The organism is Nitrosopumilus adriaticus, assembly GCF_000956175.1.
GTDB classification, from domain to species: domain Archaea; phylum Thermoproteota; class Nitrososphaeria; order Nitrososphaerales; family Nitrosopumilaceae; genus Nitrosopumilus; species Nitrosopumilus adriaticus.
The window spans coordinates 419,798-442,854 of record NZ_CP011070.1; the positions used below are offsets into that span (position 1 = coordinate 419,798).

At 33.1% G+C, this 23,057-nt stretch carries 32 protein-coding genes and 1 tRNA gene; 22 read left to right on the forward strand and 11 right to left on the reverse strand.

Annotated features, from left to right (window positions below; translation table 11 throughout):
• The first annotated feature begins 10 nt into the window (after nt 1–10).
• From NADRNF5_RS02465 to NADRNF5_RS11260, 4 genes are all read left to right on the forward strand, one after another.
• Nucleotides 11–757 carry a metallophosphoesterase family protein gene (locus NADRNF5_RS02465; RefSeq protein ID WP_048115352.1) on the forward strand — a complete coding sequence of 249 codons (747 nt, stop codon included), beginning with the start codon at nt 11–13 and terminating at the stop codon, nt 755–757.
• 33 nt (nt 758–790) lie between these two features.
• Nucleotides 791–877, forward strand: a tRNA-Ser gene (locus NADRNF5_RS02470).
• A gap of 36 nt (nt 878–913) precedes the next feature.
• Nucleotides 914–1,075, forward strand: a complete 162-nt coding sequence (locus NADRNF5_RS11255; protein WP_179371275.1) for a hypothetical protein — start codon at nt 914–916, stop codon at nt 1,073–1,075.
• A gap of 73 nt (nt 1,076–1,148) precedes the next feature.
• On the forward strand, nt 1,149–1,319 hold the full coding sequence (locus NADRNF5_RS11260) for a hypothetical protein (protein WP_182130871.1): 171 nt from the start codon (nt 1,149–1,151) through the stop codon (nt 1,317–1,319).
• Here the strand turns inward: NADRNF5_RS11260 and NADRNF5_RS02475 are convergent.
• Together NADRNF5_RS02475 and NADRNF5_RS02480 are read right to left on the reverse strand one after the other, a co-directional pair.
• A complete protein-coding gene (locus NADRNF5_RS02475; RefSeq protein ID WP_048115355.1) occupies nt 1,316–2,134 on the reverse strand; it encodes a SirB1 family protein in 819 nt (272 codons plus the stop codon). The genes NADRNF5_RS11260 and NADRNF5_RS02475 overlap by 4 nt on opposite strands.
• A 4-nt stretch (nt 2,135–2,138) precedes the next feature.
• Complete coding sequence (locus tag NADRNF5_RS02480) at nt 2,139–3,332, reverse strand: hypothetical protein (protein ID WP_048118830.1); 1,194 nt, start codon at nt 3,330–3,332, stop codon at nt 2,139–2,141.
• Between the two features lie 91 nt (nt 3,333–3,423).
• Here NADRNF5_RS02480 and NADRNF5_RS02485 point away from each other — a divergent pair, with 91 nt between their 5' ends.
• Nucleotides 3,424–4,293, forward strand: a complete 870-nt coding sequence (locus NADRNF5_RS02485; RefSeq protein ID WP_048115359.1) for a methyltransferase domain-containing protein — start codon at nt 3,424–3,426, stop codon at nt 4,291–4,293.
• Nucleotides 4,294–4,298: 5 nt separating this feature from the next.
• Here NADRNF5_RS02485 and NADRNF5_RS02490 read toward each other — a convergent pair whose 3' ends face one another.
• Nucleotides 4,299–4,775 (reverse strand): cupredoxin domain-containing protein, encoded by a 477-nt coding sequence (locus NADRNF5_RS02490; protein ID WP_048115362.1) that lies wholly within the window; start codon nt 4,773–4,775, stop codon nt 4,299–4,301.
• A 76-nt stretch (nt 4,776–4,851) separates the two neighbouring features.
• Entirely contained in the window at nt 4,852–5,661 is an 810-nt protein-coding gene (locus NADRNF5_RS02495; RefSeq protein WP_048115365.1) for a PKD domain-containing protein, read from the reverse strand.
• Between the two features lie 203 nt (nt 5,662–5,864).
• On the opposite strand from NADRNF5_RS02495, the gene NADRNF5_RS02500 reads away from it, so the two are divergent.
• The gene (locus NADRNF5_RS02500; RefSeq protein ID WP_237089314.1) at nt 5,865–6,038 is read left to right on the forward strand and encodes a hypothetical protein; all 174 of its coding nucleotides are present in this window, start codon (nt 5,865–5,867) and stop codon (nt 6,036–6,038) included.
• A 267-nt stretch (nt 6,039–6,305) separates the two neighbouring features.
• The gene (locus NADRNF5_RS02510) at nt 6,306–6,605 is read left to right on the forward strand and encodes a hypothetical protein (protein WP_048115374.1); all 300 of its coding nucleotides are present in this window, start codon (nt 6,306–6,308) and stop codon (nt 6,603–6,605) included.
• Nucleotides 6,606–6,620: 15 nt separating this feature from the next.
• On the opposite strand, the gene NADRNF5_RS02515 is transcribed toward NADRNF5_RS02510, so the two are convergent.
• Nucleotides 6,621–7,484, reverse strand: a complete 864-nt coding sequence (locus NADRNF5_RS02515; protein WP_048115377.1) for a prohibitin family protein — start codon at nt 7,482–7,484, stop codon at nt 6,621–6,623.
• Nucleotides 7,485–7,580: 96 nt separating this feature from the next.
• Between NADRNF5_RS02515 and NADRNF5_RS02520 the strand changes: the two genes are divergently transcribed.
• Nucleotides 7,581–8,009 (forward strand): hypothetical protein, encoded by a 429-nt coding sequence (locus NADRNF5_RS02520; RefSeq protein ID WP_048115385.1) that lies wholly within the window; start codon nt 7,581–7,583, stop codon nt 8,007–8,009.
• Between the two features lie 112 nt (nt 8,010–8,121).
• Complete coding sequence (locus NADRNF5_RS02525; protein ID WP_082051966.1) at nt 8,122–8,997, forward strand: transcription initiation factor IIB; 876 nt, start codon at nt 8,122–8,124, stop codon at nt 8,995–8,997.
• Between the two features lie 413 nt (nt 8,998–9,410).
• Here NADRNF5_RS02525 and NADRNF5_RS11065 read toward each other — a convergent pair whose 3' ends face one another.
• Entirely contained in the window at nt 9,411–9,548 is a 138-nt protein-coding gene (locus NADRNF5_RS11065; RefSeq protein ID WP_160289372.1) for a hypothetical protein, read from the reverse strand.
• 132 nt (nt 9,549–9,680) lie between these two features.
• Here NADRNF5_RS11065 and NADRNF5_RS02530 point away from each other — a divergent pair, with 132 nt between their 5' ends.
• The gene (locus tag NADRNF5_RS02530) at nt 9,681–9,947 is read left to right on the forward strand and encodes a hypothetical protein (protein ID WP_048115388.1); all 267 of its coding nucleotides are present in this window, start codon (nt 9,681–9,683) and stop codon (nt 9,945–9,947) included.
• A 250-nt stretch (nt 9,948–10,197) separates the two neighbouring features.
• Here NADRNF5_RS02530 and NADRNF5_RS02535 read toward each other — a convergent pair whose 3' ends face one another.
• Nucleotides 10,198–11,712 carry a metallophosphoesterase gene (locus NADRNF5_RS02535; RefSeq protein ID WP_048115391.1) on the reverse strand — a complete coding sequence of 505 codons (1,515 nt, stop codon included), beginning with the start codon at nt 11,710–11,712 and terminating at the stop codon, nt 10,198–10,200.
• A 124-nt stretch (nt 11,713–11,836) separates the two neighbouring features.
• Here NADRNF5_RS02535 and NADRNF5_RS02540 point away from each other — a divergent pair, with 124 nt between their 5' ends.
• Both NADRNF5_RS02540 and NADRNF5_RS02545 read left to right on the forward strand, forming a co-directional pair.
• Nucleotides 11,837–12,238 (forward strand): response regulator, encoded by a 402-nt coding sequence (locus NADRNF5_RS02540; RefSeq protein WP_048115394.1) that lies wholly within the window; start codon nt 11,837–11,839, stop codon nt 12,236–12,238.
• 96 nt (nt 12,239–12,334) lie between these two features.
• Nucleotides 12,335–14,989: a DEAD/DEAH box helicase gene (locus tag NADRNF5_RS02545; protein WP_192828346.1), complete on the forward strand. Its 2,655-nt coding sequence runs from the start codon at nt 12,335–12,337 to the stop codon at nt 14,987–14,989.
• Nucleotides 14,990–15,164: 175 nt separating this feature from the next.
• Here NADRNF5_RS02545 and NADRNF5_RS02550 read toward each other — a convergent pair whose 3' ends face one another.
• Genes NADRNF5_RS02550 through NADRNF5_RS11265 form a run of 3 tightly spaced genes read right to left on the reverse strand, consistent with a single transcriptional unit; the run spans nt 15,165 to nt 17,168 of the window.
• Nucleotides 15,165–15,965 (reverse strand): helix-turn-helix transcriptional regulator, encoded by an 801-nt coding sequence (locus NADRNF5_RS02550; protein ID WP_048115397.1) that lies wholly within the window; start codon nt 15,963–15,965, stop codon nt 15,165–15,167.
• A gap of 42 nt (nt 15,966–16,007) precedes the next feature.
• Complete coding sequence (locus NADRNF5_RS02555) at nt 16,008–16,976, reverse strand: nitroreductase family protein (protein ID WP_048115401.1); 969 nt, start codon at nt 16,974–16,976, stop codon at nt 16,008–16,010.
• Between the two features lie 42 nt (nt 16,977–17,018).
• Nucleotides 17,019–17,168, reverse strand: coding sequence for a hypothetical protein (locus NADRNF5_RS11265; protein ID WP_192828347.1), 150 nt, complete (start codon nt 17,166–17,168; stop codon nt 17,019–17,021).
• 307 nt (nt 17,169–17,475) lie between these two features.
• Here NADRNF5_RS11265 and NADRNF5_RS02560 point away from each other — a divergent pair, with 307 nt between their 5' ends.
• The 3 genes from NADRNF5_RS02560 (at nt 17,476) to NADRNF5_RS02570 (ending at nt 18,385) form a co-directional block, all read left to right on the forward strand.
• A complete protein-coding gene (locus tag NADRNF5_RS02560) occupies nt 17,476–17,670 on the forward strand; it encodes a hypothetical protein (protein ID WP_237089315.1) in 195 nt (64 codons plus the stop codon).
• Nucleotides 17,671–17,822: 152 nt separating this feature from the next.
• On the forward strand, nt 17,823–18,185 hold the full coding sequence (locus tag NADRNF5_RS02565) for a hypothetical protein (protein ID WP_048115404.1): 363 nt from the start codon (nt 17,823–17,825) through the stop codon (nt 18,183–18,185).
• On the forward strand, nt 18,182–18,385 hold the full coding sequence (locus NADRNF5_RS02570) for a hypothetical protein (RefSeq protein WP_048115407.1): 204 nt from the start codon (nt 18,182–18,184) through the stop codon (nt 18,383–18,385). The genes NADRNF5_RS02565 and NADRNF5_RS02570 overlap by 4 nt, the downstream gene beginning before the upstream one ends.
• A 101-nt stretch (nt 18,386–18,486) precedes the next feature.
• On the opposite strand, the gene NADRNF5_RS02575 is transcribed toward NADRNF5_RS02570, so the two are convergent.
• Nucleotides 18,487–18,702 carry a hypothetical protein gene (locus tag NADRNF5_RS02575; RefSeq protein WP_048115412.1) on the reverse strand — a complete coding sequence of 72 codons (216 nt, stop codon included), beginning with the start codon at nt 18,700–18,702 and terminating at the stop codon, nt 18,487–18,489.
• Between the two features lie 250 nt (nt 18,703–18,952).
• On the opposite strand from NADRNF5_RS02575, the gene glnA reads away from it, so the two are divergent.
• The 7 genes from glnA to NADRNF5_RS11270 all read left to right on the forward strand — a co-directional run bounded on the left by glnA (nt 18,953) and on the right by NADRNF5_RS11270 (nt 23,024).
• Nucleotides 18,953–20,398, forward strand: a complete 1,446-nt coding sequence (gene glnA, locus NADRNF5_RS02580; RefSeq protein WP_048115423.1) for a type I glutamate--ammonia ligase — start codon at nt 18,953–18,955, stop codon at nt 20,396–20,398.
• Between the two features lie 82 nt (nt 20,399–20,480).
• Nucleotides 20,481–20,654, forward strand: coding sequence for a hypothetical protein (locus NADRNF5_RS11070; protein ID WP_160289373.1), 174 nt, complete (start codon nt 20,481–20,483; stop codon nt 20,652–20,654).
• 5 nt (nt 20,655–20,659) lie between these two features.
• Complete coding sequence (locus NADRNF5_RS02590; RefSeq protein WP_048115428.1) at nt 20,660–20,947, forward strand: hypothetical protein; 288 nt, start codon at nt 20,660–20,662, stop codon at nt 20,945–20,947.
• A 79-nt stretch (nt 20,948–21,026) separates the two neighbouring features.
• Nucleotides 21,027–21,767 (forward strand): DUF4377 domain-containing protein, encoded by a 741-nt coding sequence (locus tag NADRNF5_RS02595; protein WP_048118839.1) that lies wholly within the window; start codon nt 21,027–21,029, stop codon nt 21,765–21,767.
• Entirely contained in the window at nt 21,760–22,122 is a 363-nt protein-coding gene (locus tag NADRNF5_RS02600; protein WP_048118841.1) for a hypothetical protein, read from the forward strand. Before NADRNF5_RS02595 ends, NADRNF5_RS02600 begins: the two co-directional genes overlap by 8 nt.
• 35 nt (nt 22,123–22,157) lie before the next feature.
• Nucleotides 22,158–22,538, forward strand: a complete 381-nt coding sequence (locus NADRNF5_RS02605; protein ID WP_048118846.1) for a nuclear transport factor 2 family protein — start codon at nt 22,158–22,160, stop codon at nt 22,536–22,538.
• Nucleotides 22,539–22,859: 321 nt separating this feature from the next.
• Entirely contained in the window at nt 22,860–23,024 is a 165-nt protein-coding gene (locus NADRNF5_RS11270) for a hypothetical protein (protein ID WP_192828348.1), read from the forward strand.
• The last annotated feature ends 33 nt before the right edge of the window (nt 23,025–23,057 follow it).

Here is a 23,057-nt window from a genome sequence, read left to right on the forward strand (position 1 = left end):
GTAATCTCAAATGCAAATAGTTCAAATCTCTGATCTACATGTTGGCTCTCAATTTTTAGAAGACAAATTTGATACTCTAGTTTCTGAAGTAAATGAACTAAATCCTGAAGTGATTGTAATTACTGGCGATTTGACAAATGAGGGACTCATGAAGGAATATGAAAAATGCAAATCACTTTTAGAAAAATTTAACACAAAAAAAATCATTGCAATTAGTGGAAACCATGATTATAGAAACACCGGTTATCTATTATTCAAAAAATTCTTTCCATTTGAAGCTGTAAATGAACTCAGTGATGATGTTGTTTTAGTTACAGTTGGAACTGCCAGACCTGATAGGAATGAAGGTGAAGTGGGATACAGACAAAATTTGTGGTTGGAGAGAACTATGAAAAAATACAAAGATAAAGTAAAGATTGTTGCAATGCATCATCATTTGATTGCGATTCCTGATACTGGCTCTGATCAACTAACTGTTGTTGATGCCGGAGATGTTCTCAGAACCGTTCTGGATACCAAAGTTGACATTGTTTTATGTGGACACAAACACAGGCCTTGGGCTTGGAATTTTAGAACTTTGACAGTGGTAAATGCGGGAACTGCAACATCTGAGAGAGTTCGTGGTTTCTTTGAAAACACATACAACATTCTCACAATAACTGAGAAAAAAGTTCATGTAGATCTCAAAATAGTGGGTGGAAAAAGACTACCAATTGATGAAATCGTTAATAATTATAGCCAATTTACCGACGAGTGAATTTATTTACAGATTAATTCTAGGCATACTTGTGCGGGGGTCGCCTAGCCTGGTAGGGCGTAGGATTGCTAATCCTATGTTCGCAAGAACTCGTGGGTTCAAATCCCTCTCCCCGCGCCATTAAAACTTAATAGACCGATTTGGGAAGTTTTTACAATGGGACGAAGAAAAACACAAAAGATTATTCGCACTGGTCCAAAAAACGCAACTACTGGAATGTGTCCTGTATGTAAAACAATTGGCAAAGTATTCCTTTTAGGCCCTCCTGGTCAAGAGAGAGGAAAATGTGAAAAATGTCGCCAAGAATTTGAATTATAGTCCAAAAAGCTAACCTGTCCATCAAAATAATTACCCATAACTTTTTAAGACATTTTTTTCATAATAATAAAATATGAATTCAGAAGCCGAAACTATCTATGAGCGTGTTGCAAAACTAGAAGATGAAAATGCATTGCTTAGAACAGAAATTGATATTCTAAAAAAAGCATTTAGAAATAAAATCGCTCGTCACGAAATATCTATGATTAAGAAAGGTCATGATATAGATTCAATCATTGATTAATTTTTTGATTTTATACTTCTAATTAACTCTAAAATAAAATCTACATCTTCTGCGTTTGGATTAATTTCCAAATATTTATTCAAATATTTTAATGCAATTTCGTGATTTAACATTCTATCTTCTAGAATTCCTTTATCTCTAATGTCTTCGGGGGATTCGGGCTCTATTGCTAAAACCATGTTGACACATCGTAATGCCTTGTCGTAAACAAATGATTGAACATAAGAATTTTTTAGATTTCGAGTCATTCTAACTAGAATCTGTTCTGGTTTTACTTCATCTAGATATTCTGGCTGGAACTCTAACTCTCCTCCAAAATTCACATCTAAAATTTCTTGCAAGTCATCAATATCTACTAGCCTGCCATCATAGAATGGATCCAAAATCATTTCTTCGTTATATTTTACTAGTATGTGTCCTGGAAATCCTGCAATCTTTAGATCCAACCCGATAAACTTTGCAACTTCTACGTATAGGATTGATAAAGTAATTGGAATCCCTGATTTTTTATCAATTACTTCATTTAAGAAATTGTTTTTTGGATTATAGTAATCATCATCATCTCCACTGAATCCTAGATTTTCAAAGAGATGCTCATTTAACATTGAAATAAGATATGTTGGATTTTTTACATCATTAATTGACTCTTTGAGTGACATTCCTATCTTGCTAATTTTTTTGATGTAGTCATCTACATCTAGATCAGGATATTCGAGAATTTGTGCAAACTTTAGACATTTTTCTACCAAGTTAAAATTTGGATTTTTTACAAATGCAAACCATTCTGCTACAAGCGGATCGAATTTTTCTTCCAATTGATTAACTCAGTTTTTTTAGGTATAATTGAGGATCTTTTAACTCTCTTGTGTTTGGTGGAATTTCAATCATTTTTTTGAATGTGTCTTTGCCTAATTTCTCGTATACTGCTTTAGTGAAATCCTTTCCCATACTCTTTCTTACCTGGTAAGATGAAAAGTCAGTTCCCATAAATGTCATAAGATAATTCTGAAAATCCTTGTCTTCTTTTAGAATATTCTCAATTGCAAAGCCTGCCATCCCCTCCATTGCAGTAAATGCTGCATGATGCTGCTGAATTGGAACTAGCCATCTTTTGTAAATATCAAGTAGCTGTGGGATTGATTCGCCAATCTTTGGATCAATCTCTACATGTGTGAATGTCATTACATCTGGCCCTATCTGCTCAATTAGGAAATGATCTGGATTTAAAAAGAAAAACAGATTTGCTTTTTTTGCAAATGGAAAATCATCTGGAACTGCCTGCAGCTGGCAATACTCTGAGAGCTTGTTTACTGTCTCATTGTCTAGTGCTAGAATAATTCCTGCCAACTCTTCGTTTATTCTGTTTACCTCCATTGCTGCACTTTTGTTAATTTGATGCAGATTTCCTTGAGCTGAGTGAATCAATTCTTCAAGTACTGTCATCTTTACTGCTCCAAGATATCCAGAATTGACATTTTCAAATCTTGACTCGTATGGCTCCCCCTGCTTGTGGAGAATAATTTGTGGATATCTTGACAAAATGAATTTGTTCAGATAAATCACTGAATCTAAATAATCACCATAGGTTGTTGTAATTTTAGAAATGTATTGAATTGCATATGTGGAGTATACCAAATATTTTGCAGTGTTTTCTTTCATTAATTCTGCAATAATTTTGAGGTCTTCTTTTGCAACTGCGTTGAATAGTTTTTTTACAAATTCCTTTGATTCAGCATCTGCAAATACCTTGTCTCCTTTGAGTCTCTTCAAGTCCTCTAGTTCTGGAAATTTTAATTGCAAATCATCTGCAACTTTAACTCCTAGAAAATCTTGAACCTTTTCTTTAAATTCAGGAAATATCTCACTTGCAATATCTTCGAGTTCCTTGAATTCCACCTTTCTTGCAATGTCTTCTCGGGCATTGATTGCAAGCTGCATTATCTCTTTTTCTTCATTAATTTCAACTGATAATTGGCCAAATAGTGCTTCGGCAAACTCTTCAAATTCTCCCAATTTGCATAAAATCAAAAAATACTACATTTAACATTATCTTGATTATTTCATCAAAGAAATTATTAGTTAATCCATCTCTGAGCAATCAGAAATGCTAGAATCTACTGCTGAATTTTTGAGATGTGCTAGGTGCGGCTCTAAACTTGAACTGGAATCATTTGAAATTAAAAAAGAAATTGAAGAAGGGATTTTGGAATGCAAAAAATGCAAACTCGTATTTCCAATAATTGCAAAAATTCCAATCCTTTGGGATGACTTTGTAAATTATCTGTCATCTCGTAAAGTTCTCAGTGGTAAACTCTATCAGCTAGCAATTAATGCAAAAATGAAAAGTTTTTTGAAAGAATCAATGTCCAAAACTGTTTTTGTAGATGATAGAACTGCACTTGAAGATAGATGGTCAAAAATATATCAAAATAGCAAGCATTCAAAATTTTACTCTACAATAACAAACCATCTTGACTCCTTGCCCAAATCTGATCTTGTCTTAGAGCATGGTTGCTCTATTGGAATGACTAGTACGTTTTTGGCAGATTCTCACAAAATGGTTTTTGGAATTGATAGATCATTTAGTGCATTACTGATTGCCAAAAAGTCTTACAAAGAAAATCTTGACTATGTTGTATCTGATTCACTTTCATCTGTATTTGCTAAATTACAATTTAATCTTGTAATTGCATTAAATATTTTAGAATTAGTCGAACCTGTAGATTTGCTAAAGCACATCTCAAAACAAATCACTTCGGGATATTTTGTACTCTCAGATCCTTATGATTTTGATAGGGGTATTAATTCGGTCAAAAAGCCCCTTGATGAATTCCAATTACGCACACTTTTGCAGAAATTTGGATTCAAAATAACTCCCAAAACAAAAAATCCCTCATATATCCCATGGAATCTAAAACTCAATCCTCGTGCAAATCTAAACTACAAAGTAGATTTGATTATTGGCAAAAAATAAAATTTCTAAATCAAATCTCTCCAGATTCCCTGAAACTCGTCACTTGCTACCACAGTAACAATTTTTATCTTACCTAATTGTGTCAGTTCCTGTCTTTTGTCATAGTATGCATATTCTCCTTCTTTATCTGGATAAATTGTGATGGTGTCTTGTTGTCCTGGTTCGAGAAGATCTGTTTGAACATTAAATCCCTCGATGTAAAGTCTGTGATTTGTTGTTCCGTTATTGATTACAGTTAGTACGTATGCAAATGATGTTCGTGAAAGTAATGTGGGGTTGACTTCGCCTGCAACCCCCTTTATTCCTCTAATCTGAGTTTTCCCATCAATATCTTCAAAGATTACAGTATGCTCTACTTTTTCTTGCCAGAAAATTTGTACATGTCTGACATTTCCCTGTCCGATAAACCCTACAATTATTGCCAATGCAATCACTCCGCCTATAATAGCTGCAATTACCAAAATTTTATCATTTGAATGCATTACTATATTTTGTTTTTTCTCCTTAAAGAAACCCCATGCTAATTCTCAATTAAAAATTGTACTTGTTTGCTCTAACTTAACTAAGCGTGATTGTAACTGTATCTGATTTTGTCTTTGGTATAGAATCTGATACTGTAAGTTCAAAAACAACTACGTCTGCCAAACAATTTCCTAAAAAGGTGGTGGTCTCTGCCGAATCATCAGCAATCGATATTACCGTTCCGGATAAAACATTCCAGGAATATGTTAATGAGTCACCTTCAGGATCATAACTTCCAGAACCATCTAATGGGTGATTGCAGGCTGAAGATAATGCACTTTCTGTATAGTCATCGCCTGCATCAGCTATTGGATACTGATTTGGCTTGTAAAATGAATGAGTTGTAACTCCATTATCTGTTACAAAGTTTACAATTAATGTGCCACTTGACATGTTATTTGATAGTCCTGCACGCACATAGCCAGTTTCTCCTTCATTGATTATTTTAGGATCTCGTGTGTCATTTAGAATGCTGATATCCCAATCACCTATTGGTGGACAGCAAGCTGTATCACCAGTGTCAGTGAAATTCATTTTGTCTGTCACTAGTGTCTCTGCATCATCAATGGTTGCATTGTAAATTACAAACAAATCAAACCTTTCAAAATCCCAAAATTTGTTTGTACCAGTACTGTTGAACTTGAATGAAATTGTGTCATTTCCAGTATCTGCAGTAAGATTTGAAATTTTAAGCGATGTTAATTTTATTATATTCTCGTTCATCATTGCTTTGTCTATATTTTCGATAAATTCAATATGTAAATCCATAATCGATACCAGATAAAAGATGAGCAACATTGTCCCAAACATGATGATTCCCCAACTAACGTTATTACTTAGAGCCATGCTTGTTTTCCCTTGATGATTGGTGTGTTCTCATCATTAATTGAAGTTTGATATTCTATGATAAAGCCATTTTTGAAGATGAATAACAGTTACTTTAAGAATTACTATGAAGTAAATTTTCTAGATTGGTCCATTACTTCATAAATAAAATAAAGCGCGTTTCTGACATGCCTTTAAAATGTGTGAGTTGTCAGGGGGTCGATATGAAAAACGATGCAGTATTAGCCACAATTGGACCATCTGAACTAAATGCGGATTACGTTCCATCAGTACTTTGTTTATCCTGTGAAACTTTGATGGTAATAACTACGCATTCTGAATTAGTTGTTGGAATACACCATACTGTTGGAAATCAAGTTTCTATGCGTGGATCTTGAATTATTTATTTGAAATAATTGTAGATAAAAAATGAGGCTTCAAATTACTATTTCTTTTTTGAAACCTTTGCTTTTGTTGTTTTAGCTTTTGTTGTTTTAGCTGCTGCTTTTTTCTTGGCTGCCATGAAATACCTGTAATCTTTCTAGGATTTCTACAGGATAAATTAAAAAAATTATACAAAAAGAGTATTCTTTGGAATACAATTTCCTAGTGAAATTTTCTAAAAAAGAACAAACAATGAAATACTAAAATCAACTATCTATAATATGGCCCCGATAATCATCATTCCAATCATTATTGTTGCGATTGTAGGACTATCTGGATATCTTGTATATCGATTTTTAATCTATGACTTGTATTGTAAAAGATCTGTTAATCAGTCTCTTCAAAAGTATAATATCGAAAAAACTCCTTCTCAAATCATTAAAGAATATTATGAGAACAAGGGTGAGAAAATAACTCCTAAGGAGATTCAAAACCTTGAAAAAAACTACAGACAAAATGAACCTGAGCAATTCCTTGCAATGTATGATGCAATCAGGGATGCTCAGAAAAGTAAAGAATAACTTTTTCTAATTAAGTTAAGGCTTTATTGGAATTTGAATAAATGGTGTTCCGCCTTCACCAACTACAAGTGGTAGTTTTCCATCCCATGCTTGAGTCTTTAACCAATCCAAATAGTTTGGATTCTCAGCTAGGGCTCTATTGATTATTGCAATGGCTTCGGCCTCACCTTTGGCTTCTGCAATATTTGCATTGGCTAAACCTATGGCGTTTGCCTCTGCTTGTCTGGCTTCTACTTCGATTCTTTTCAAGTCATTTTCTGCTCTAAGTGCATTTTGCTCTGCCTCTACTTTAGATTCGATTGCTGATGCAAATAGTGCAGAGAATTCAAAATCTGTAATTGAAATTACTTCTGTTACGACATTAAATTGATTTAATCTCTCTCTGATGGAAAATTCTATGTCTTGTTTGACTAGTGGTCTTTTTGTAATTAATTCTTCAGCATTATAATTTGCAGTTACTTGTTTTACTGTCTCCTCAATTGCTGGCTGAATTACTCTGTTTTCATAATCAAGTCCTAAATTTTTGTATAGTGTGTGTACTTGCTCTTTATCTGGATGATAATTGACAGTTACTGTTGTCTCTACTGTTTGAAGATCTCTTGATGCACTTCTAGCTTCACTTGCATATTTTAGGGTACGAACTTCAATATCTACAACTTCGTCTTGGAATGGAACTACGAAATGTATTCCTTCTTCAAGTGGAGGTTGTGATAGATCAACTGCATTCCAGTGTAATAGAACTCCTCTGTGACCTGCATCTACAATTTTTACAGAAGCTGATGCTACTACTCCGACAATAATTAATAGAAGAATTGCAATTCCAATGCCCTTTGCTGCACTCATATTGACATTAACTTTAGGTGATTGATACTTTGACAATGAATCTAGTATACTCTAGCTACTATTATACCAATCATATTCTGTTTTACCACTAGAGTTCTCAACAAATTTAAGACATCTAATGGTATAGTATTCATGGTAGAACCTAATTTTTCATGGATTTATCTGGTAATCTTCTTAGCAATTCCACTATCAAGAATAATTCCCCGATTATTGGCAAAAAGAGGCATTGGATTCAAACCATCTCAAACAATCAAAGAAAATCAATTTCCTCCAGATTTTGATGGTAATCCTCAAAGATCTTCAATGGATTCGTCAAAACCTGAAATTAATCCCTCAAAACCCCAAACAAAGACTATGCTGGTTTTAGGGGAGCTAAACCGAGGCACAAAATACTTTGAAAATATCCAAAAAAACACAGGACTTCATAACCAAGAACTTGAATCTATCTTGGAATCTCTAGAAAAGGATGGCCTGCTAAAAGTACATCAAAAACAAGGATTGTTTGGCCTCAAAACCGAATTACTCCCCACAGATAAGGGATTTAAGGAATATTATTCATAAAATGCTCATCATACTCGGTTTAAATTAGCGTGAAGTGGTAACTCTACATGATTCACATTAGTGGAAAAACAGGTGAGTTTGTTTGGTAAGTTCTAATCAAAATGCTAGTTGCATGCGATGTGGAAAAAATTCCATGCTAACTGATGATACTACCGGCGAACAATTTTGCTCTAAATGTGGTTATGTTGTTTCTGAAAAAACTCAAGAATCCGGTCCAGAATGGAGATCGTTTCAAAAAGATGGCGGCGCAGATCCTGCAAGAACCGGAGCTCCATCATCATTACTAATGCATGATATGGGATTGTCTACTGTAATCAATCCCTTAAACAAAGACGCATCAGGAAAACCACTTTCAACATCAATGAAAAGTACAATTGAGAGATTAAGAACTTGGGATAACCGAAGTCAAGTTCATGAGCCAGTTGATAGAAACTTGAGACAAGCACTTGGTGAATTAACCAGATTAAAAGACAAGATTGCAATTTCTGCAAACGTTCTTGAAAAAGCAGCTTACATTTACAGAAAAGCTTTGGAGAAAAAACTTGTAAGAGGAAGATCAATCTCTGCAATGATTGCAGCATCACTTTATGCTGCATGTCGAGATACTGCAACACCTCGAACTCTAAAAGATGTTGCAGATGCTGCAAACGTAAAAAGAAAAGATATTGCTAGATGTTATAGATTATTACATTATGAATTGGAATTGAAAATGCCTGTTGTTGATTCGGTACAATGTATTGCTCGAATTTCAAGCAAGCTTGACATTACAGAAAAAACAAAACGATTTGCAATCAAAGTGCTCAAGGAGGCCCAAGAGCGTGAAGAGTCTGCTGGAAAAGATCCAATGGGTCTTGCAGCATCTGCATTATACTTGTCATGTGTACATAATGGCGCATCTGTAACTCAAAGAGATATTGCCGAAGCTGCAGGTGTAACCGAAGTGACTATCCGAAATCGTTACAAAGGCTTGAAAGCCAGTCATTCATAATAATTTTTGAGATAATAAAAAAATCAACTCTAGATCGATACTAATTTTCACACGATACTTAATCTCTTAACCATTTACTGCATTTTTATGGATTGCAAGAAAGGATTTGTTCATAATTTTGCATATTTCTTAATTTTAGATACTAGACGATGCATTAATTGTGGTCTTGATGAAAAAAATTCCTAATTAAAAATTTGTAAAAAAGAAAAATTGCACAAAAATTGTGCAAGCGTGTTCTTAGCTTTTCAGCATTATGAGTGCTGTATATTGTACTTTGTTGTCAGACAATAAAACAGCTGTCAACTTTATATCTTCCACATCTCGATCCTGAATACATGAATTAATCAGGCTATCGAGTTCTGCCTTACTTTCTGACTGTACTATTTCAACTTTCATTGCTTTGGACATTTTGATTATTTGTATGTCTTAAGAATTTCTGTGTTGAATCTTTGGAATTTGTTTAAATCATGAATTTTTTCATTGATTCTTATAATTGCGTTATACAATCCAAATTCTAGATTCTGTAGAAATGCTGTAAATGCTTCAATCATACTTTTTTCACCTTCTAAGACGGTAAAGACCATGATGAATAATTAAACTAAATTTGAATTGATTATACTCTGAATATCATCAACTATCTCTTTGTTTATTATTTTCAAAATTCTAATTATTTCCGAGCTAAAATGACGTATATTGCAAGCAAGTGTCCATACTGTAATAATGGAAAGCAAATTACCGCAAATAGAACATCTTGGTTAATTCATCTCTCGGGTCACAGAGAAAAAATTATTGAACACCTTGCCAACTCTACAGAATACTGCCAATTCTGTTCATATCCAGAACCATCTGTGAATAAAAAACATGCTTCTTCACATTATAGATGGGCTCATCAAAAAAGTACTTTGATTAACTGGGCTTTAGACAATCTTGAAAAACAGATTGTTGTTTGATCAGATTTGATAAAAAAATGAAAAGAATCTTTGATTAGTTACCTGTGACTAAATCCCAAATGAACCCGAAGAATTCTTTTATCATGAAGTGCTATTTTAAAAAAAGTAGATAATTTCAAATCTGAACATTCATTGACAACGAATGCTCAAAATTTTAATCAAATTATTATGGTTATTCAATCCTTTTTTCAATAAACTGGTTAGATCCATCCAAGTACTGGTGTCTCTGGATAATTGATTTGCTTGTAAATTACTGATAGTGGGAACTGTTTTCTCCTACCTGGAATCTAATTTCTGGGTCATAGTTTGTTTTAGATGCTGATGTTAAAATAATATCTATTAAATTTTCATTTTTAATAATATCTTTTCTCAACAATTTTTGTAATTTTGAAACCGTAATTTTTCTATTTTTAGCTAAAATTTCGGCAAAACCGTCTTCATTGCTAAATATCATGTCTGAAATTAATGCTACATTGATTTTTCTATTTTTTTTAGATTCTTTAATGAACTCTAAAGCGTTTTTAGAAAATTGCAAGATTTTTCCTTTTCCTATTTGACTGTAAGCATGTTTTAAAAAAAGCACGCATTCTTTTGTACTTAGTTTTGTTACTAGAATATTTCCTCGCTGTTTCATAACAAACGTGTCAAACAAATTTCTTTCAGTTAATTTTTCAAAGAAATTCCTATCTCCTCTAAAATGTCCTGAATTGACAAAAGCTATGTCTGACTTTGTATGGTTTTTTAGACAATCTGAAATAAAGTTTCCAAAATTTGTCGTTCCTTTTCTTAAAGAAACCTCAGTAGCATCTAAAACTGTGTCTTTTGGAAAAATTTTGACAACATTGTTTGATGGTAACTTGTTTTCATTTTTTAATTTTTTATACCATGAGTCAATTTCTTTTCTTATCTTTTTTGATGGTGATATTTTTTGATAATGTTTTGAATTTAGAACCAATAATTTATTTTGCAAAAACCCTTTTGGTTCATTTGTGTTTTCTTTATCTGAAAAAATTATTTGAATTGTTCTTGCGTTTGATTGGCCTTTTACTAACATACATCTATCTAATTTAGAATTATAAGAAATTAGTTGATTATGATCATGCCCTCCTAAAATTATTGATTTTAATGGCCATTTTTTTTGTATAGTTTTCTTTAGCTCAATATCTTCTACATCCCCCATATGTGATAAAACTAACAATAATTTGATCTCTGGAAATTTTTCTTTTATTTCGTCAATGATTTTTAGGGATTGTTGGGCATTTTTCATTTTAAATCCATTTTCTACAGCTTTGTTTGCCGTCATTTTACCTACAATTCCAATTAGTGCAATCTTTGGTGATTTTTTAGGCCATACGTCATACTGTAAAATATTTCTTGTAATCTCTTTTGGTGCTGTTAAATTTGTAATAATGTAATTGAACTTGGATTCTTTTATTCTACTTTTTAAAATTTTCAAGCCTCCATCAAAATCATGATTTCCCAAGGTGCAGTAATCTAACTTGCATTCATTTAGAATGCTGATCATTTGCTTTCCCTTGAAAAAATTGCTTAGAAACGAGGGAAATAGAAAATCTCCACTATGAACAAATAAAATCTCATTTTCTTTGTTTTTAGATAATATCTCTAAAATTCTGTAAATTCTAGCAAATCCTGGGATCTCAATTTCTTTTCCATTTTTAGATTCATTTAGAAAATATGTGTCTGTAATGTGGACAATTACCCGTTTTTTTGTAATATCTTGAATAATTTTTAAAATATTTTTCACATTTTACCCCCTATTCAGTTTAGTATAAGTTAATTTTGATAGAAATTAGGAATTTTGAATTAAAATTCAGCTTGTTTATTTGATTCAAACTTAATTTCATTATCCCTTAATTCTTACAGCATTCATGAAGCCTACAGTATTGATTGTTGATGATGATCAAGAGACTGCAGAAATAATGTCTGATCTGCTCAGTCTACGTTCAATCGAGGTTCTAGCATTAGGGTATAATGGAAAAGAAGCAGTTGAATTGTATCAAAAACACTCGCCTGATGTAGTAATGATGGATTACTGGATGCCTGAATTTGATGGTCTATATGGGTTGCAAGGAATTCGTAATATTGATTCTGAAGCAAAAGTGATTATAATTACTGGTAGTCCTGATCATGAATGTAGCAAAGAACTTTTCGAATCAAAACCTTCTGCTGTAATCCAAAAACCATTTGATACAAATAAGCTAATTGCATTAATTGACAAGATCTCATTAGGCGATGTTGTAAAGGTTGACACCAAAACCAAGAAATCTTAAATTGTTTTTTTCAAAAAAATTAAATGATAATTGATCTGATGTAAACATCAAATTAATCATATATTCATTAATGGTAAATTATTCAAAAACTTATTCATGAAGTTTTGTTCTAATTGTGACACTAAACTATTCCAAAATTTTGAAGATGTTGGAGGACCGTGGATTTGTCCCAAATGTAATCCTGAAAAAGTAGTTCCAAAAAGACCAACTTATGGAGTAAATTATTCTGGAAACACAAAATCTTGCTCCAAAGGATGTGGTGCTCAAATCTATTGGGATGATGAATTCAAATCAGATAGCGGAAAATTTATTCCAATTGATTCACGAACAGATGAGCCACATAATTGTGATGGTCCCACAGATTCTGAACCCTACTATCCTGATGAAATAAAAAAATACACAAAACAAAATGAGAAAAAACCTGAACCCAAAATACCCCTTCCTGCAGAAATTTTATTTGATGTTAGAAAAATTCCAAAATCTCTTGTAGATAATGATGGGATAGTTCGAGAAATAGTTCAAGGTCATAAAGAAGAAACCTTGGGAATTATTCATTATGATAATACGGTTGCACCAGATCCAGAAAAGATTTCGATTCATAGTCTAAAAGATATCTTGTCTGAAAATATTCTAAAAGGAATAGAAAAATACGGTTTTTCAGGACTCCTTCCATTCCAAGAGGAATCAATTCGGTCTATTCTAGAGGGAAAAAACTCTATAATTTCTGCACCAACTGGGTCTGGAAAGACTGAGGCATTCTCTATTCCTATATTACAGAAGATTTCCCAAGAGGAAGAGCCCGGAGTTTTTGCATTATTTGTATATCCACTTAATGCACTAATTGATGATCAAGTATCTAAGATATCAAATCTAATTGATAGATGTGGATTGAACAGTAAAGTTGCAGTATATTCCATTCATGGTGGTCAAAGCTCTGAATACAAAGACATGATCATCTCAGATGCTAGTAAAAAGTCACTAATCATCGCAACAAACTTTGATTTTATCAATTATCACCTTATCCTACAAGACAAAAAATGGAATGAGTTATTCAAAACTGCAAAAATAATTGTTATGGATGAGGCTCACTCTTACACTAGCTTTCATGGATCAAATGTCTACCATGTCTTAAAAAGAATGAAACGGTACATGGAAAAGGTCCAATATGTTGGCTCTTCAGCAACATTGGATAATTCTAAAGAATTTTTTTCAAATATGTTTGATTTACCAGAAAATTCATTTTCTTTCATTAAAAGTAAGATTCGAAGAAAGCATAACATGCACATGTTTTTCATAATGCCTAGAAAATTTGGGCAGAGAACCACTATGGAGATGTTAGCATCAATTTGCTACAAAAATAAATCTACACAACTAATCTTTAGTAATTCACACAATGATTCAGAATTTCTTGCATCAAATGTGGAGGATGCAAATCCTGAGATCCGAATTCAGATTCATAGAGGCGGCCTTGATCAAAATAACAGAAAATTATACGAATCCCAAATGAAATCTGGAGAACTAGATGCATTGTCTTGTACTCCTACATTAGAACTAGGAATTGACATTGGTCATGTGGATGTAGTGATTTCTGCCTTCAAAAACGAGTATGATTCTTTTGTGCAACGAATTGGACGTGCAGGTCGTATGGGACAAAAATCATACGCAATTTGCGTCTTTGATCCTGATGATGCTGCTTGTCATTACTTTGCGCGTCATATTGATGATTATCTATCGCAAGACCATGTCATTCCAATTAACAAGAAAAATCCGATAATTTCTGATAAACACACTGAATCAATTGAAATTGAGGAGGAGGCAGCCACAGAATCTGATAAATCTCAATTTTTTGATTTTGCCAATAGTGTCAATCTGCGAGGAACTTCAGGTGAGATTGCAATTTATTACAATTCTAAAAAAATTGGAACGCGTGGTGTTCCTGTTGGCTATTACCAACTTCATCAAAATGCGATTTATCACTTTAACAAACAAAACTATGAAGTTACATCTCTGATAAAATCACAAAATGGTGCAAGAGCATATCTGAAAAGATCTTATGAAAAACAAAAAAGAACAATCCCAATTGTTAGAACATCTATTCTTCAAACCTCTGAGAGAAACGCAATACATAGAGATGTAATTGTAAAATCAAAAAAACTTGCTTTGCGTTATGGTATAATTGAGCTAAGCAGAACAATTACTGGATATCTAAAAGGAAATTATAACGAGTCATCTGAAAATTTTGAAACTCATAATGGAACAAGCATTTCATCATGGCGTAATTTTAATTGGAAATCAAAGCATTCTTCCGTTAGTATAATTGTTCCATCAGAGTTTATTTCAAAACCAAACTCTGAATCAAAAAACCAGATTGCGGCAGACTCTACAATTCATACAATAACGCATGTGTTTATCAATGCTGCAAAAATTGTAACAAAATCTGAATCAAATGATATTGACGCATATTATGAAAATGGTGTGATCTACCTTTATGACAATTCATCTGATGGATTCAATGGATGCAGCAAAATAATCTATGATGATTTTGAAAAAATTCTTGATACTTGTAATTCGCTACTTTGTGATTGTGATTGCCCAGTAGATCCTAAACAGAAAAAATTAGTTGAACAGGGTGAGAATTGGGGTGGGTGCCCAAAGTGCACCTTTACGACAAATTATTGCGTAACAAAAAATAAAGAACTGTCAAAATTTAAAGCAAAAGAGTTCTTTGAAGTTTTTTCTAATCCTACTTGACCTCGTATTTGATTAAACATCAATGTTTGTGATTTTTAATGCAACTATCACAAAATTCCGAACCACAATGCTCACAAGAAATCAACTGACCTGGGCGATAACCTGTAAAGCAATTATCACAACTAGTCCCATTCATAGAGTTTCTTAAAAATTCTAAAATAAAAATATACGCGAATTACTCTTTTAGCTTGCTTTCTTTAAAGATGTCAGAGCCATACCAGCAGTACCTGAAATAATCTAGACACCATTCATGAAACATCAAGTCGTCTGAATAAAACATTTCAGTAAGATCTGATTCCCCATCAAGTGTTGGGAACATAATACATGCCTCTTTCTCATTGAGAATTAAAACAGTTTGAACATTTTTTTCCATCTTTCTTTCGATTAGTCCCTTTTCAACTAATTTGTCAAATCCAAGTTTTTTGAGTAATGCTTTTCGTCCTTTTGGGACTACAGCTGACTCTGAAAATATGTAGTTGAATTTGACTCCTTTCTTGACTTGCTTTACTAGAGGTTCTATCAAGTCAAGTGGAACTTCAGACAAAACCTCATAGATGTATTCGTTGGAATTTTTGTAAACATTTTTCCACTGCTCAAGTACTTTTGATATGCCTTTGATGTATTGACCGTTAGCTAATTGACCGCAACGCATTTGAAATTTGTGTGGAATATTGCCAAAATAATGATCCTCGAAATATTTTCTATTTTGTGAAATAAACACAAGTGATGGAACTTGTGTGCACACAATTTTACCAAATGTCGTTAATGTATACTTGCCATCAGTTTTCTTTTCAATCAATCCACTCTGTTCTAGTCTAGTAAAATTTCGATGGACTTCTTGTTTTGTTGCATCGATTTCTTTTGCCAATGAGGTGGGGGTAGAATTTTTTTCTAATAACTTGAATAAAATTTGCATTCTCTGTGGGCTTGCCAAATCCAACACATAGTTTGCAGTTTCATCAAATAGATCACTCATCGATAATACTACTCAATACTGGATAAAAATCATTACAGGAAACTATTCTATCACTTTGATAAGATCTTTGAGTTTCCTTCTTGATTTTGGTGGTTTTTTCTTGTCGGGATATCCAATACACAGAATTGATGATGGCCTCAATTCCGTACCTAGAATTCTCTTGACTTTTTCCTCATCAAACATTCCAATCCATATCGTGCTTAATCCTACCCCTGATGCAGCTAAGAGGGAAAATGCAGCTGCAATTGTTGCATCTTGTAATGAGAACTTCTCTAATATTTCGGGAGGAAACTTTAGCTTTACTCTTGATGGTTCAGTACAAAAGACCAGTACTACAGGCGCATCAACATACGGCTGTTTATTTGCAGCCTCCACAAGCGCTTCTTTTGTTTTTTTATTTTTGATTAGATATACTTGAAATCCTTGAAAGTTCCCTGCTGTTGGGGCAACATCAGCAGCTGATAATATCTTGTCAATCTTCCAATCTTCTACTTTGGTTTTTTCAAATTTTCTTGTTGAACGCCTTGTGGAAAAAACTCTGAATATATCAGTAGGTGAAAGATCCTGTCTTATCTTCTCTGGCTCTGATGAAAGAATTGCCTCAATCAGTGATTTTTTTGAATCTTTTTTGGATGTCTCTTGCTGAGTTTTTTTATCATCTCTAATCCAAACCGAAGGGTAGAATTCCTTTGTTCCAATGTAGACGTACTGAGGCTCATGAGGAACTTTGGCATATTCTAAAACTCTGTCTTGAATTATGCTGGTCTTCACCTCTAACAACGGATGATTAGTTAGCATAAACTGAGTTACATCTGAATTCACTCTGATTATGCTTGTTTGGTCTTCTAGCTCTACTTCTCCAGTAGAATTTTTTTTCAAAATTTCGACTAGATTTTCTAATTCGTTTTTATTTAAAATTACAACATCTGTATCGTCTTCATCTACACCTTTCCATACTAATCTACAACCTTCTTTTGATGTGTATGATGCCTCTATAGTTTGGAATTCCATGATGTTTTTCATAATTGTTAACTATAAAAAAAAAGTTTGTTGCTAGCCAATTAAACCGCTAGCAACAAGATAGGCACCTGCACCCATTCCAATTACTGCGCCGATACCCATGCAGAGAAGATCGAATTTTACGACCTTTTTGAAAGGGGCATGAACCATTTTATCCCAGGTTGAGATTTGTTGTATTTTCATGATTATGTTATGGAAAAAGTTGTTCATAGATTCTGGTAAATTTAATTGATTACCGGTAAGCTGAATAGCTGACTAAGGTATAAGCATAAAAATTGTGTATCAATACCATGCGAGAACAATATTACCCTAGACCAGTAAAAGCCTGTGAGTTTTTTCACAGGTGTCTCGCTGTTTATCCAAAGGAGGTATTACAATGATAAAAAATAACCAAAAACCAAAATTAATGATTCCAAGAAACAAAAAGGCATTCTATGCCTTTTATGCTATTGCTGGAATTTCTGTAATTGTTTTGTCTGTGGTGCTTTAGATGCAAAATTCAATAAGAATTGATTGTTGTAGAAAATGTGGTTCCACTCAAGAGATCAAGCAAAAATGTTCTATTTGTTCACAGGCAATCAAATTTGAATGTAAAACTTGTCTCACCGAATCAGATGAGCAGATTCATTCAACATGCCAGCTAGTTGATTTTAATTTCAAACCTCCAATATCCCATGTTGCATGATTAGAATATCTAAGGCATGCCACAGCTTGAAAAATATTTTGATATAATGATTCGTGCTAACCTGTATGGCGATAACGTAAGAGGCTGACATATCTATTGGATCTCCTCGATCCTGATAGTTGCCTCTTTACGTTTCACCAAAAAGGAATAAAATGAAAAAATCAAACTCTGAAAATAAAAAACTTGGACTGCTTTTAGGTGCAGTGCTGCTTGTCTCTTTATTTTCTGTATCTGCATATGGTGATTCTCCAAAAAATCCTAATGTTAATTCAATTAAAATACAATATCTTGCAAAAACATCTGGTGATAGCTATTATGTTCAATTCAAAACATGTGTTGGACAAGAGCATGTTCCAACTCCAACTTTCTCCATAATCTCTGATCTTGGCTCCAAAGTTGTAAAATATAATAAATTACAGTTGGCAAATTCATGTAAAAACTATGAAACATCAGTTGATGCAAAATATGGTGATAGTATTCTAATCCAAATGCCCATTGAGATGACAAAAAAATGAATATCTATGACACAAAATCTGTAATTTGCCACAAATGTAAATTTGTAATCGGGGAGATTGATTTTGATGCAGAAGTAACATTGCCTCTCTGTGGAAACTGTGCAAATCCTATGCCTGAAGGAGACAAAATCCTCTACACTGCAAGCTATTTCAAGAATAACCCTCCTCTTAAAAAATCAGTTATGGTACAAACCTCATAAACCTACTTTTCATCTATAAAGTACTAGAAATAGTATCAATCTTGTCTAGTTACAAATCTAAAAGTTTTCAAAAAAAAAATGAAAAGAAAAAGTATTTTATTTTATAATTCTATTACTGTACCTGCAGCTAATGAATATTGTTGACTTTGCTCATCCCCGTGAACATCATACCATGAAATATTCAGGTTTACTTTGTTTCTGATAGCAGACTCTACTGTAATACAGCTTGCATGCTTCAATCTTTGTTGAATTGGTCTCTCTTGAATTGGATTTTCTTGTATTGGATTTTCTATTGTTTGATTTGTTGATTTTTTCATGTTTTTTAACTAGAAATTTGGATTTAGCCAAATGAGTGAAAATTAATTTTTGATCGCTGCATCTATTTTGACTATTTTTTTGTTAATAATGACTTGAAAATTTTAATTAAATTTTAGCATATAGTACTAAAAATAATGATATTTTCTTGAAGATTAGCAAAAAAAATTGATCTTTCTGAAATTACCTGACTAACTTGACAACTCTCACTTACAAGACCACATTAGTAAATTAGTTTTCAAAAATATCTAATTGGATTCAGAACAGGTACTGCAAACTATTAAAAATGAAAATATATCGTTCATTGATTTTTGGTTTGTAGATATTTTCGGTGAATTACATAATGTTGGAATGCCAAGTTATGCAATTGACAAGGATAGTTTTGTTAATGGTCTTGAAAAACTAGATGCAAGCTCCATTGTTGGATTCAAATCCGTAAATCACTCTGATATGATTTTATTACCTGATCCAAATTCGTTTAAAATTCTTCCAAATGATTATGATCCTGGTAATAGGAAAAATGCTCGAATATTCTGTGATTTGTATGATGGTAGCACCAGAAAGGAATCGAGATTCAATCGAGATTCTAGAGGTATTGCAAGTAAAGCATCAGAAAAACTGTCTGAATTTGGACTGACTCATACTAATTGGGGCCCTGAAATTGAATTTTTTGTCTTTGATACGATTAATGTCTATCCGTCACCATATGCTGCAACTCATGCCTATGGAGGCTCTGGATATTCAATCGAATCCAAAGAATCCCCTTGGGCTAAAGGGAATGTAAGTACTGCAATTGACCTCAAAGAAGGATATTATCCATCACAACCAAAGGATACTCTTGAAGGGTTTAGAAAGGATGTTTGTGATGATTTGTATAATTATTTTGGAATTAAGATTGAAGCAGAGCATCATGAGGTTGCAACTTCAGGTCAATGTGAAATCAATTTAGTATATGATGAAATGATTGCAATGGCAGACAATGTCATTGCAGTTAAAAATTTAGTTAAAGTAAAAGCAAAAAGAAAAAACAAGGTTGCAACTTTTATGCCAAAACCAATTTTTGGCGATAATGCATCAGCTATGCATACTCATCAAAGTCTGTGGAACGGAAAAACAAATGTAATGTATGATGAAACTGATGAGCAATCTCAAATGAGCCAAACCGGCAGATATTATGTTGGAGGAATTTTAAGTCATGCATCAGCTTTGTGTGCAATTACTAATCCTACTACAAATTCTTACAAACGTCTTGTTCCAGGTTTTGAAGCACCAACTAATGTTTGCTGGGGTTTGGGTAACCGTTCAACTGCAATTAGAGTTCCAATGTATAATAGGAATCAATCAAAGAGCAAGAGAATAGAATATCGTGTACCTGATCCTACTGCAAACATCTATCTTTTAGAGGCTGCATTGTTGTTAGCAGGATTGGATGGAATAAAAAATAAAATTGATCCTGGAGATCCTATTGAAGAAAATGTTTACAAACTTTCTCCTGAAAAGAAACGAGAATACAAAATTGGAACATTGCCTGTTTCTCTGAAAGGTGCACTTGATTCATTGGCAAGTGATTCAAAGTTCTTAGAAGAAATTTTCACAAAAGATTTCCTTGATGCATATGCTGAAATAAAATACAAAGAATATACTGCATTTGCTCAAACCCCAACAGCTTGGGAAGTTTCAATGTATGCTGATGCCTAGATTAATCTGATTTTATCTAAATTAATTTTCATGTTTTACAAAAAAGGCATGCCACAAACTGTCCGGTATAGCCAAATATTTTTTGTATGATCTACTTGTAATGCAAAACCCACCAGGCCAATCTGCAAAAAGTCGTTTAGCAATTCTAGTTGGAAGGGAGTCCGACCTTTCCCTTCTAACTAGAGGAAAAAACATGCCTGGAATCATTCACGATGTGAGAAATTTCACTTATCTTACTAAGAGGAGGTGTATTTGAAAATAATGAAATCAATATTGGCAATATCAATTATGGCAATCTTGACTACAGGAGTTGTTGCTCCCTCATTAACTGATGCATATGCTCAACCTACAAAGGCTGATTATTCAGACAAACTCAAAGCAAAATCATATGGGGTAAAAACTAAAGACAAAATACCATTCCAGAGTTCACATAAAATCATTCATGATGAATTTGGTTCTGTAAAGAAAGAACAAGTAAAAACATACAAGAAGATTGTGGCAGAGTATAGTGCAAAACAAATTCTCAAAAATCTCTATAAACTAGGATAATTTTTTTTATCCTGTTTTTTCTTTTTAGTAAAATTGAAATTTCATCAAAGTCTTTAAATGAATATTCTATAGAAATAATATGAAAACAATTTGGTTTGCTATTCCATTTATTTTAATTGGCACGATTGCTATTTCAGAATCATTTTCTGAAGAAACAAAAACATTTTTCATCAGTCCTTCTCTTGTTGATTGTGTAGGAATAGCGGCACAAAAATGCTTACAGATTCGTGAAGATGAAACTTCTGACTGGCAGAATTTTTATGATTCAATTGAGGGGTTTGCTTTTGAGCAAGGGCATTCATACAAAATATTAGTAAAACTAACTGACATAGAAAACCCTCCTGCAGACTCTTCTAATAAAAAATACGCTCTCATTGACATATTAGAAAAAACCTCCACAAGACATATTCCTTACAAAAATATGTGTGCACCTGGCTTTGTCCCCTTGGGTGAAATCTGCGTACTTGATGATAGGTGTGGTCCTGGAGCATATCCTGGCAAAGTATGTGTGATGAATGGTCAAGAAAAACCATATCTCAGACCATTACTACAAGGCGAAGCTGGGATCCCTGCTCATTCTGTAATCTGTGCTGAAAAGTTGACTTTGATTTTCAAATCAAATGATGGATCTCCTGCATGTGTAAAGCAACAATCTGTTCAAACGCTTCAAACTCGTGGATGGCAAATAAATTTTCCTAACTTTGCATGTACCTTGGAATATGCTCCAATTTGTGGTGTTGACGGGAAAACATATGGGAACACATGTATGATAACATCTGAGCATATTGCAATTAATCATGTAGGTGAATGCAGTGAATAAAATAATTCCAATTTCTTTAGCAGTGGGGATAAGTATCTTGATTGTGGTGATAGGAGTAAATTCACTAAATTTTGAGCCTGTACCTCCAGTATCACAACAAGATTTACGAATAATGATTGATGAGTGGATGAATAGTTCTGATAGAAATGATTTGGAACCTAGATTGGAAATTATGAAAGCATATTATACATTTGAAGAATCAGGGCAAAAACTATCTGATGATCAGGAAGGACGCGTAATGCTAAACCAAATTCGAAAGATGATAAGTTTTGATATTCCAAAAATGGAATTGGACCAAATTAAAGCAGAGATAAGAAATGATCTCAGGGAAATGGGTTTTAATCCCAAAGAATAATTTAAATAAAATATTTGTACAATAATTCCTTGGTAGTGTCTAATCTACAAATCATCAAAGAATTCTATGATTCTTTTAGAAACAAAGACAAAAAGTATCTGGATTTATGTGATGATGAAATTCAATGGATTACTACTGAGGATATGCCAAATGGTGGAAAATATGTTGGTGTCAAAGCAGTCTTTGAGGATTATTTTCCAAAAATGCTTTCAAATTTTAAAGAATTTCACGCCATTCCAGAGCAATTTCTAGATTTCAAGGATCACATAATGGTTATTGGAAAATATCAAGGGATTTCTATAAAGGACAAAAATTTTGAGGTACAATTCTCACATGTATATCTATTACAAGAAAACAAAATTGTTCAATTCAGACAATTTACTGATGCCAAAGTAATTTCAGATTCTTTGAAATAACTATTTTAAAATTAATTTCGAATCTAAAATTTCCAATGTATCTATGATTACAAAAGATGTGTTCGTATAGAAATGATCCAACATTCAAAATGATTGAATATTTTGGACAAACACCAATCAATAAAGTAATTTTTCATAATGACACTAACATCAAAAAACTCTCAAAGACTTTCGTATCCTTACGACTCCACACTTTGAGAGATTTTGATGTTTTTATCAAATCTAGAGTTGTCATCTCCTTCAAGTGTGCTATCCATTTCTCAAAAAGGCATGCCACAAATTAACTGCTAATATTATATCATTCTAGTACGATAGTATACCATGTCAACTGTAATTCAATACAAATTTGACCAAAAACCAAGCCAGGAAATTCTGGTTGAAAGTGAGGCCAAAAACCCTCTCTCAACTAGCATTTCTGCTATGGATATGATTGGTCTTTCTTGGATCTTCAAAAAAGATGAAGACCTGCTTGAGGAATTCAAGTAATCATTCTTAATCAAATAGGAGGAGGTGCGAAAA

What these genes read in the sequence shown, in the direction of transcription:
- NADRNF5_RS11065 (WP_160289372.1), bottom strand. Translation starts at nt 9,548, where the DNA reads ATGATTGAAGCATTTACAGCATTTCTACAGAATCTAGAATTTGGATTG.
- NADRNF5_RS11260 (WP_182130871.1), top strand. Translation starts at nt 1,149, where the DNA reads ATGAATTCAGAAGCCGAAACTATCTATGAGCGTGTTGCAAAACTAGAA.
- NADRNF5_RS02510 (WP_048115374.1), top strand. Translation starts at nt 6,306, where the DNA reads ATGGCCCCGATAATCATCATTCCAATCATTATTGTTGCGATTGTAGGA.
- NADRNF5_RS02595 (WP_048118839.1), top strand. Translation starts at nt 21,027, where the DNA reads ATGAAAACAATTTGGTTTGCTATTCCATTTATTTTAATTGGCACGATT.
- NADRNF5_RS11265 (WP_192828347.1), bottom strand. Translation starts at nt 17,168, where the DNA reads ATGAAAATACAACAAATCTCAACCTGGGATAAAATGGTTCATGCCCCT.
- NADRNF5_RS02465 (WP_048115352.1), top strand. Translation starts at nt 11, where the DNA reads ATGCAAATAGTTCAAATCTCTGATCTACATGTTGGCTCTCAATTTTTA.
- NADRNF5_RS02520 (WP_048115385.1), top strand. Translation starts at nt 7,581, where the DNA reads ATGGTAGAACCTAATTTTTCATGGATTTATCTGGTAATCTTCTTAGCA.
- NADRNF5_RS02550 (WP_048115397.1), bottom strand. Translation starts at nt 15,965, where the DNA reads ATGAGTGATCTATTTGATGAAACTGCAAACTATGTGTTGGATTTGGCA.
- NADRNF5_RS11270 (WP_192828348.1), top strand. Translation starts at nt 22,860, where the DNA reads ATGTCAACTGTAATTCAATACAAATTTGACCAAAAACCAAGCCAGGAA.
- NADRNF5_RS11255 (WP_179371275.1), top strand. Translation starts at nt 914, where the DNA reads ATGGGACGAAGAAAAACACAAAAGATTATTCGCACTGGTCCAAAAAAC.
- NADRNF5_RS02485 (WP_048115359.1), top strand. Translation starts at nt 3,424, where the DNA reads ATGCTAGAATCTACTGCTGAATTTTTGAGATGTGCTAGGTGCGGCTCT.
- NADRNF5_RS02545 (WP_192828346.1), top strand. Translation starts at nt 12,335, where the DNA reads ATGAAGTTTTGTTCTAATTGTGACACTAAACTATTCCAAAATTTTGAA.
- NADRNF5_RS02525 (WP_082051966.1), top strand. Translation starts at nt 8,122, where the DNA reads ATGCGATGTGGAAAAAATTCCATGCTAACTGATGATACTACCGGCGAA.
- NADRNF5_RS02490 (WP_048115362.1), bottom strand. Translation starts at nt 4,775, where the DNA reads ATGCATTCAAATGATAAAATTTTGGTAATTGCAGCTATTATAGGCGGA.
- NADRNF5_RS02590 (WP_048115428.1), top strand. Translation starts at nt 20,660, where the DNA reads ATGAAATCAATATTGGCAATATCAATTATGGCAATCTTGACTACAGGA.
- NADRNF5_RS02540 (WP_048115394.1), top strand. Translation starts at nt 11,837, where the DNA reads ATGAAGCCTACAGTATTGATTGTTGATGATGATCAAGAGACTGCAGAA.
- NADRNF5_RS02565 (WP_048115404.1), top strand. Translation starts at nt 17,823, where the DNA reads ATGAAAAAATCAAACTCTGAAAATAAAAAACTTGGACTGCTTTTAGGT.
- NADRNF5_RS02495 (WP_048115365.1), bottom strand. Translation starts at nt 5,661, where the DNA reads ATGGCTCTAAGTAATAACGTTAGTTGGGGAATCATCATGTTTGGGACA.
- NADRNF5_RS02555 (WP_048115401.1), bottom strand. Translation starts at nt 16,976, where the DNA reads ATGGAATTCCAAACTATAGAGGCATCATACACATCAAAAGAAGGTTGT.
- NADRNF5_RS02575 (WP_048115412.1), bottom strand. Translation starts at nt 18,702, where the DNA reads ATGAAAAAATCAACAAATCAAACAATAGAAAATCCAATACAAGAAAAT.
- NADRNF5_RS02570 (WP_048115407.1), top strand. Translation starts at nt 18,182, where the DNA reads ATGAATATCTATGACACAAAATCTGTAATTTGCCACAAATGTAAATTT.
- NADRNF5_RS02530 (WP_048115388.1), top strand. Translation starts at nt 9,681, where the DNA reads ATGACGTATATTGCAAGCAAGTGTCCATACTGTAATAATGGAAAGCAA.
- NADRNF5_RS02500 (WP_237089314.1), top strand. Translation starts at nt 5,865, where the DNA reads ATGAAAAACGATGCAGTATTAGCCACAATTGGACCATCTGAACTAAAT.
- NADRNF5_RS02560 (WP_237089315.1), top strand. Translation starts at nt 17,476, where the DNA reads ATGCAAAATTCAATAAGAATTGATTGTTGTAGAAAATGTGGTTCCACT.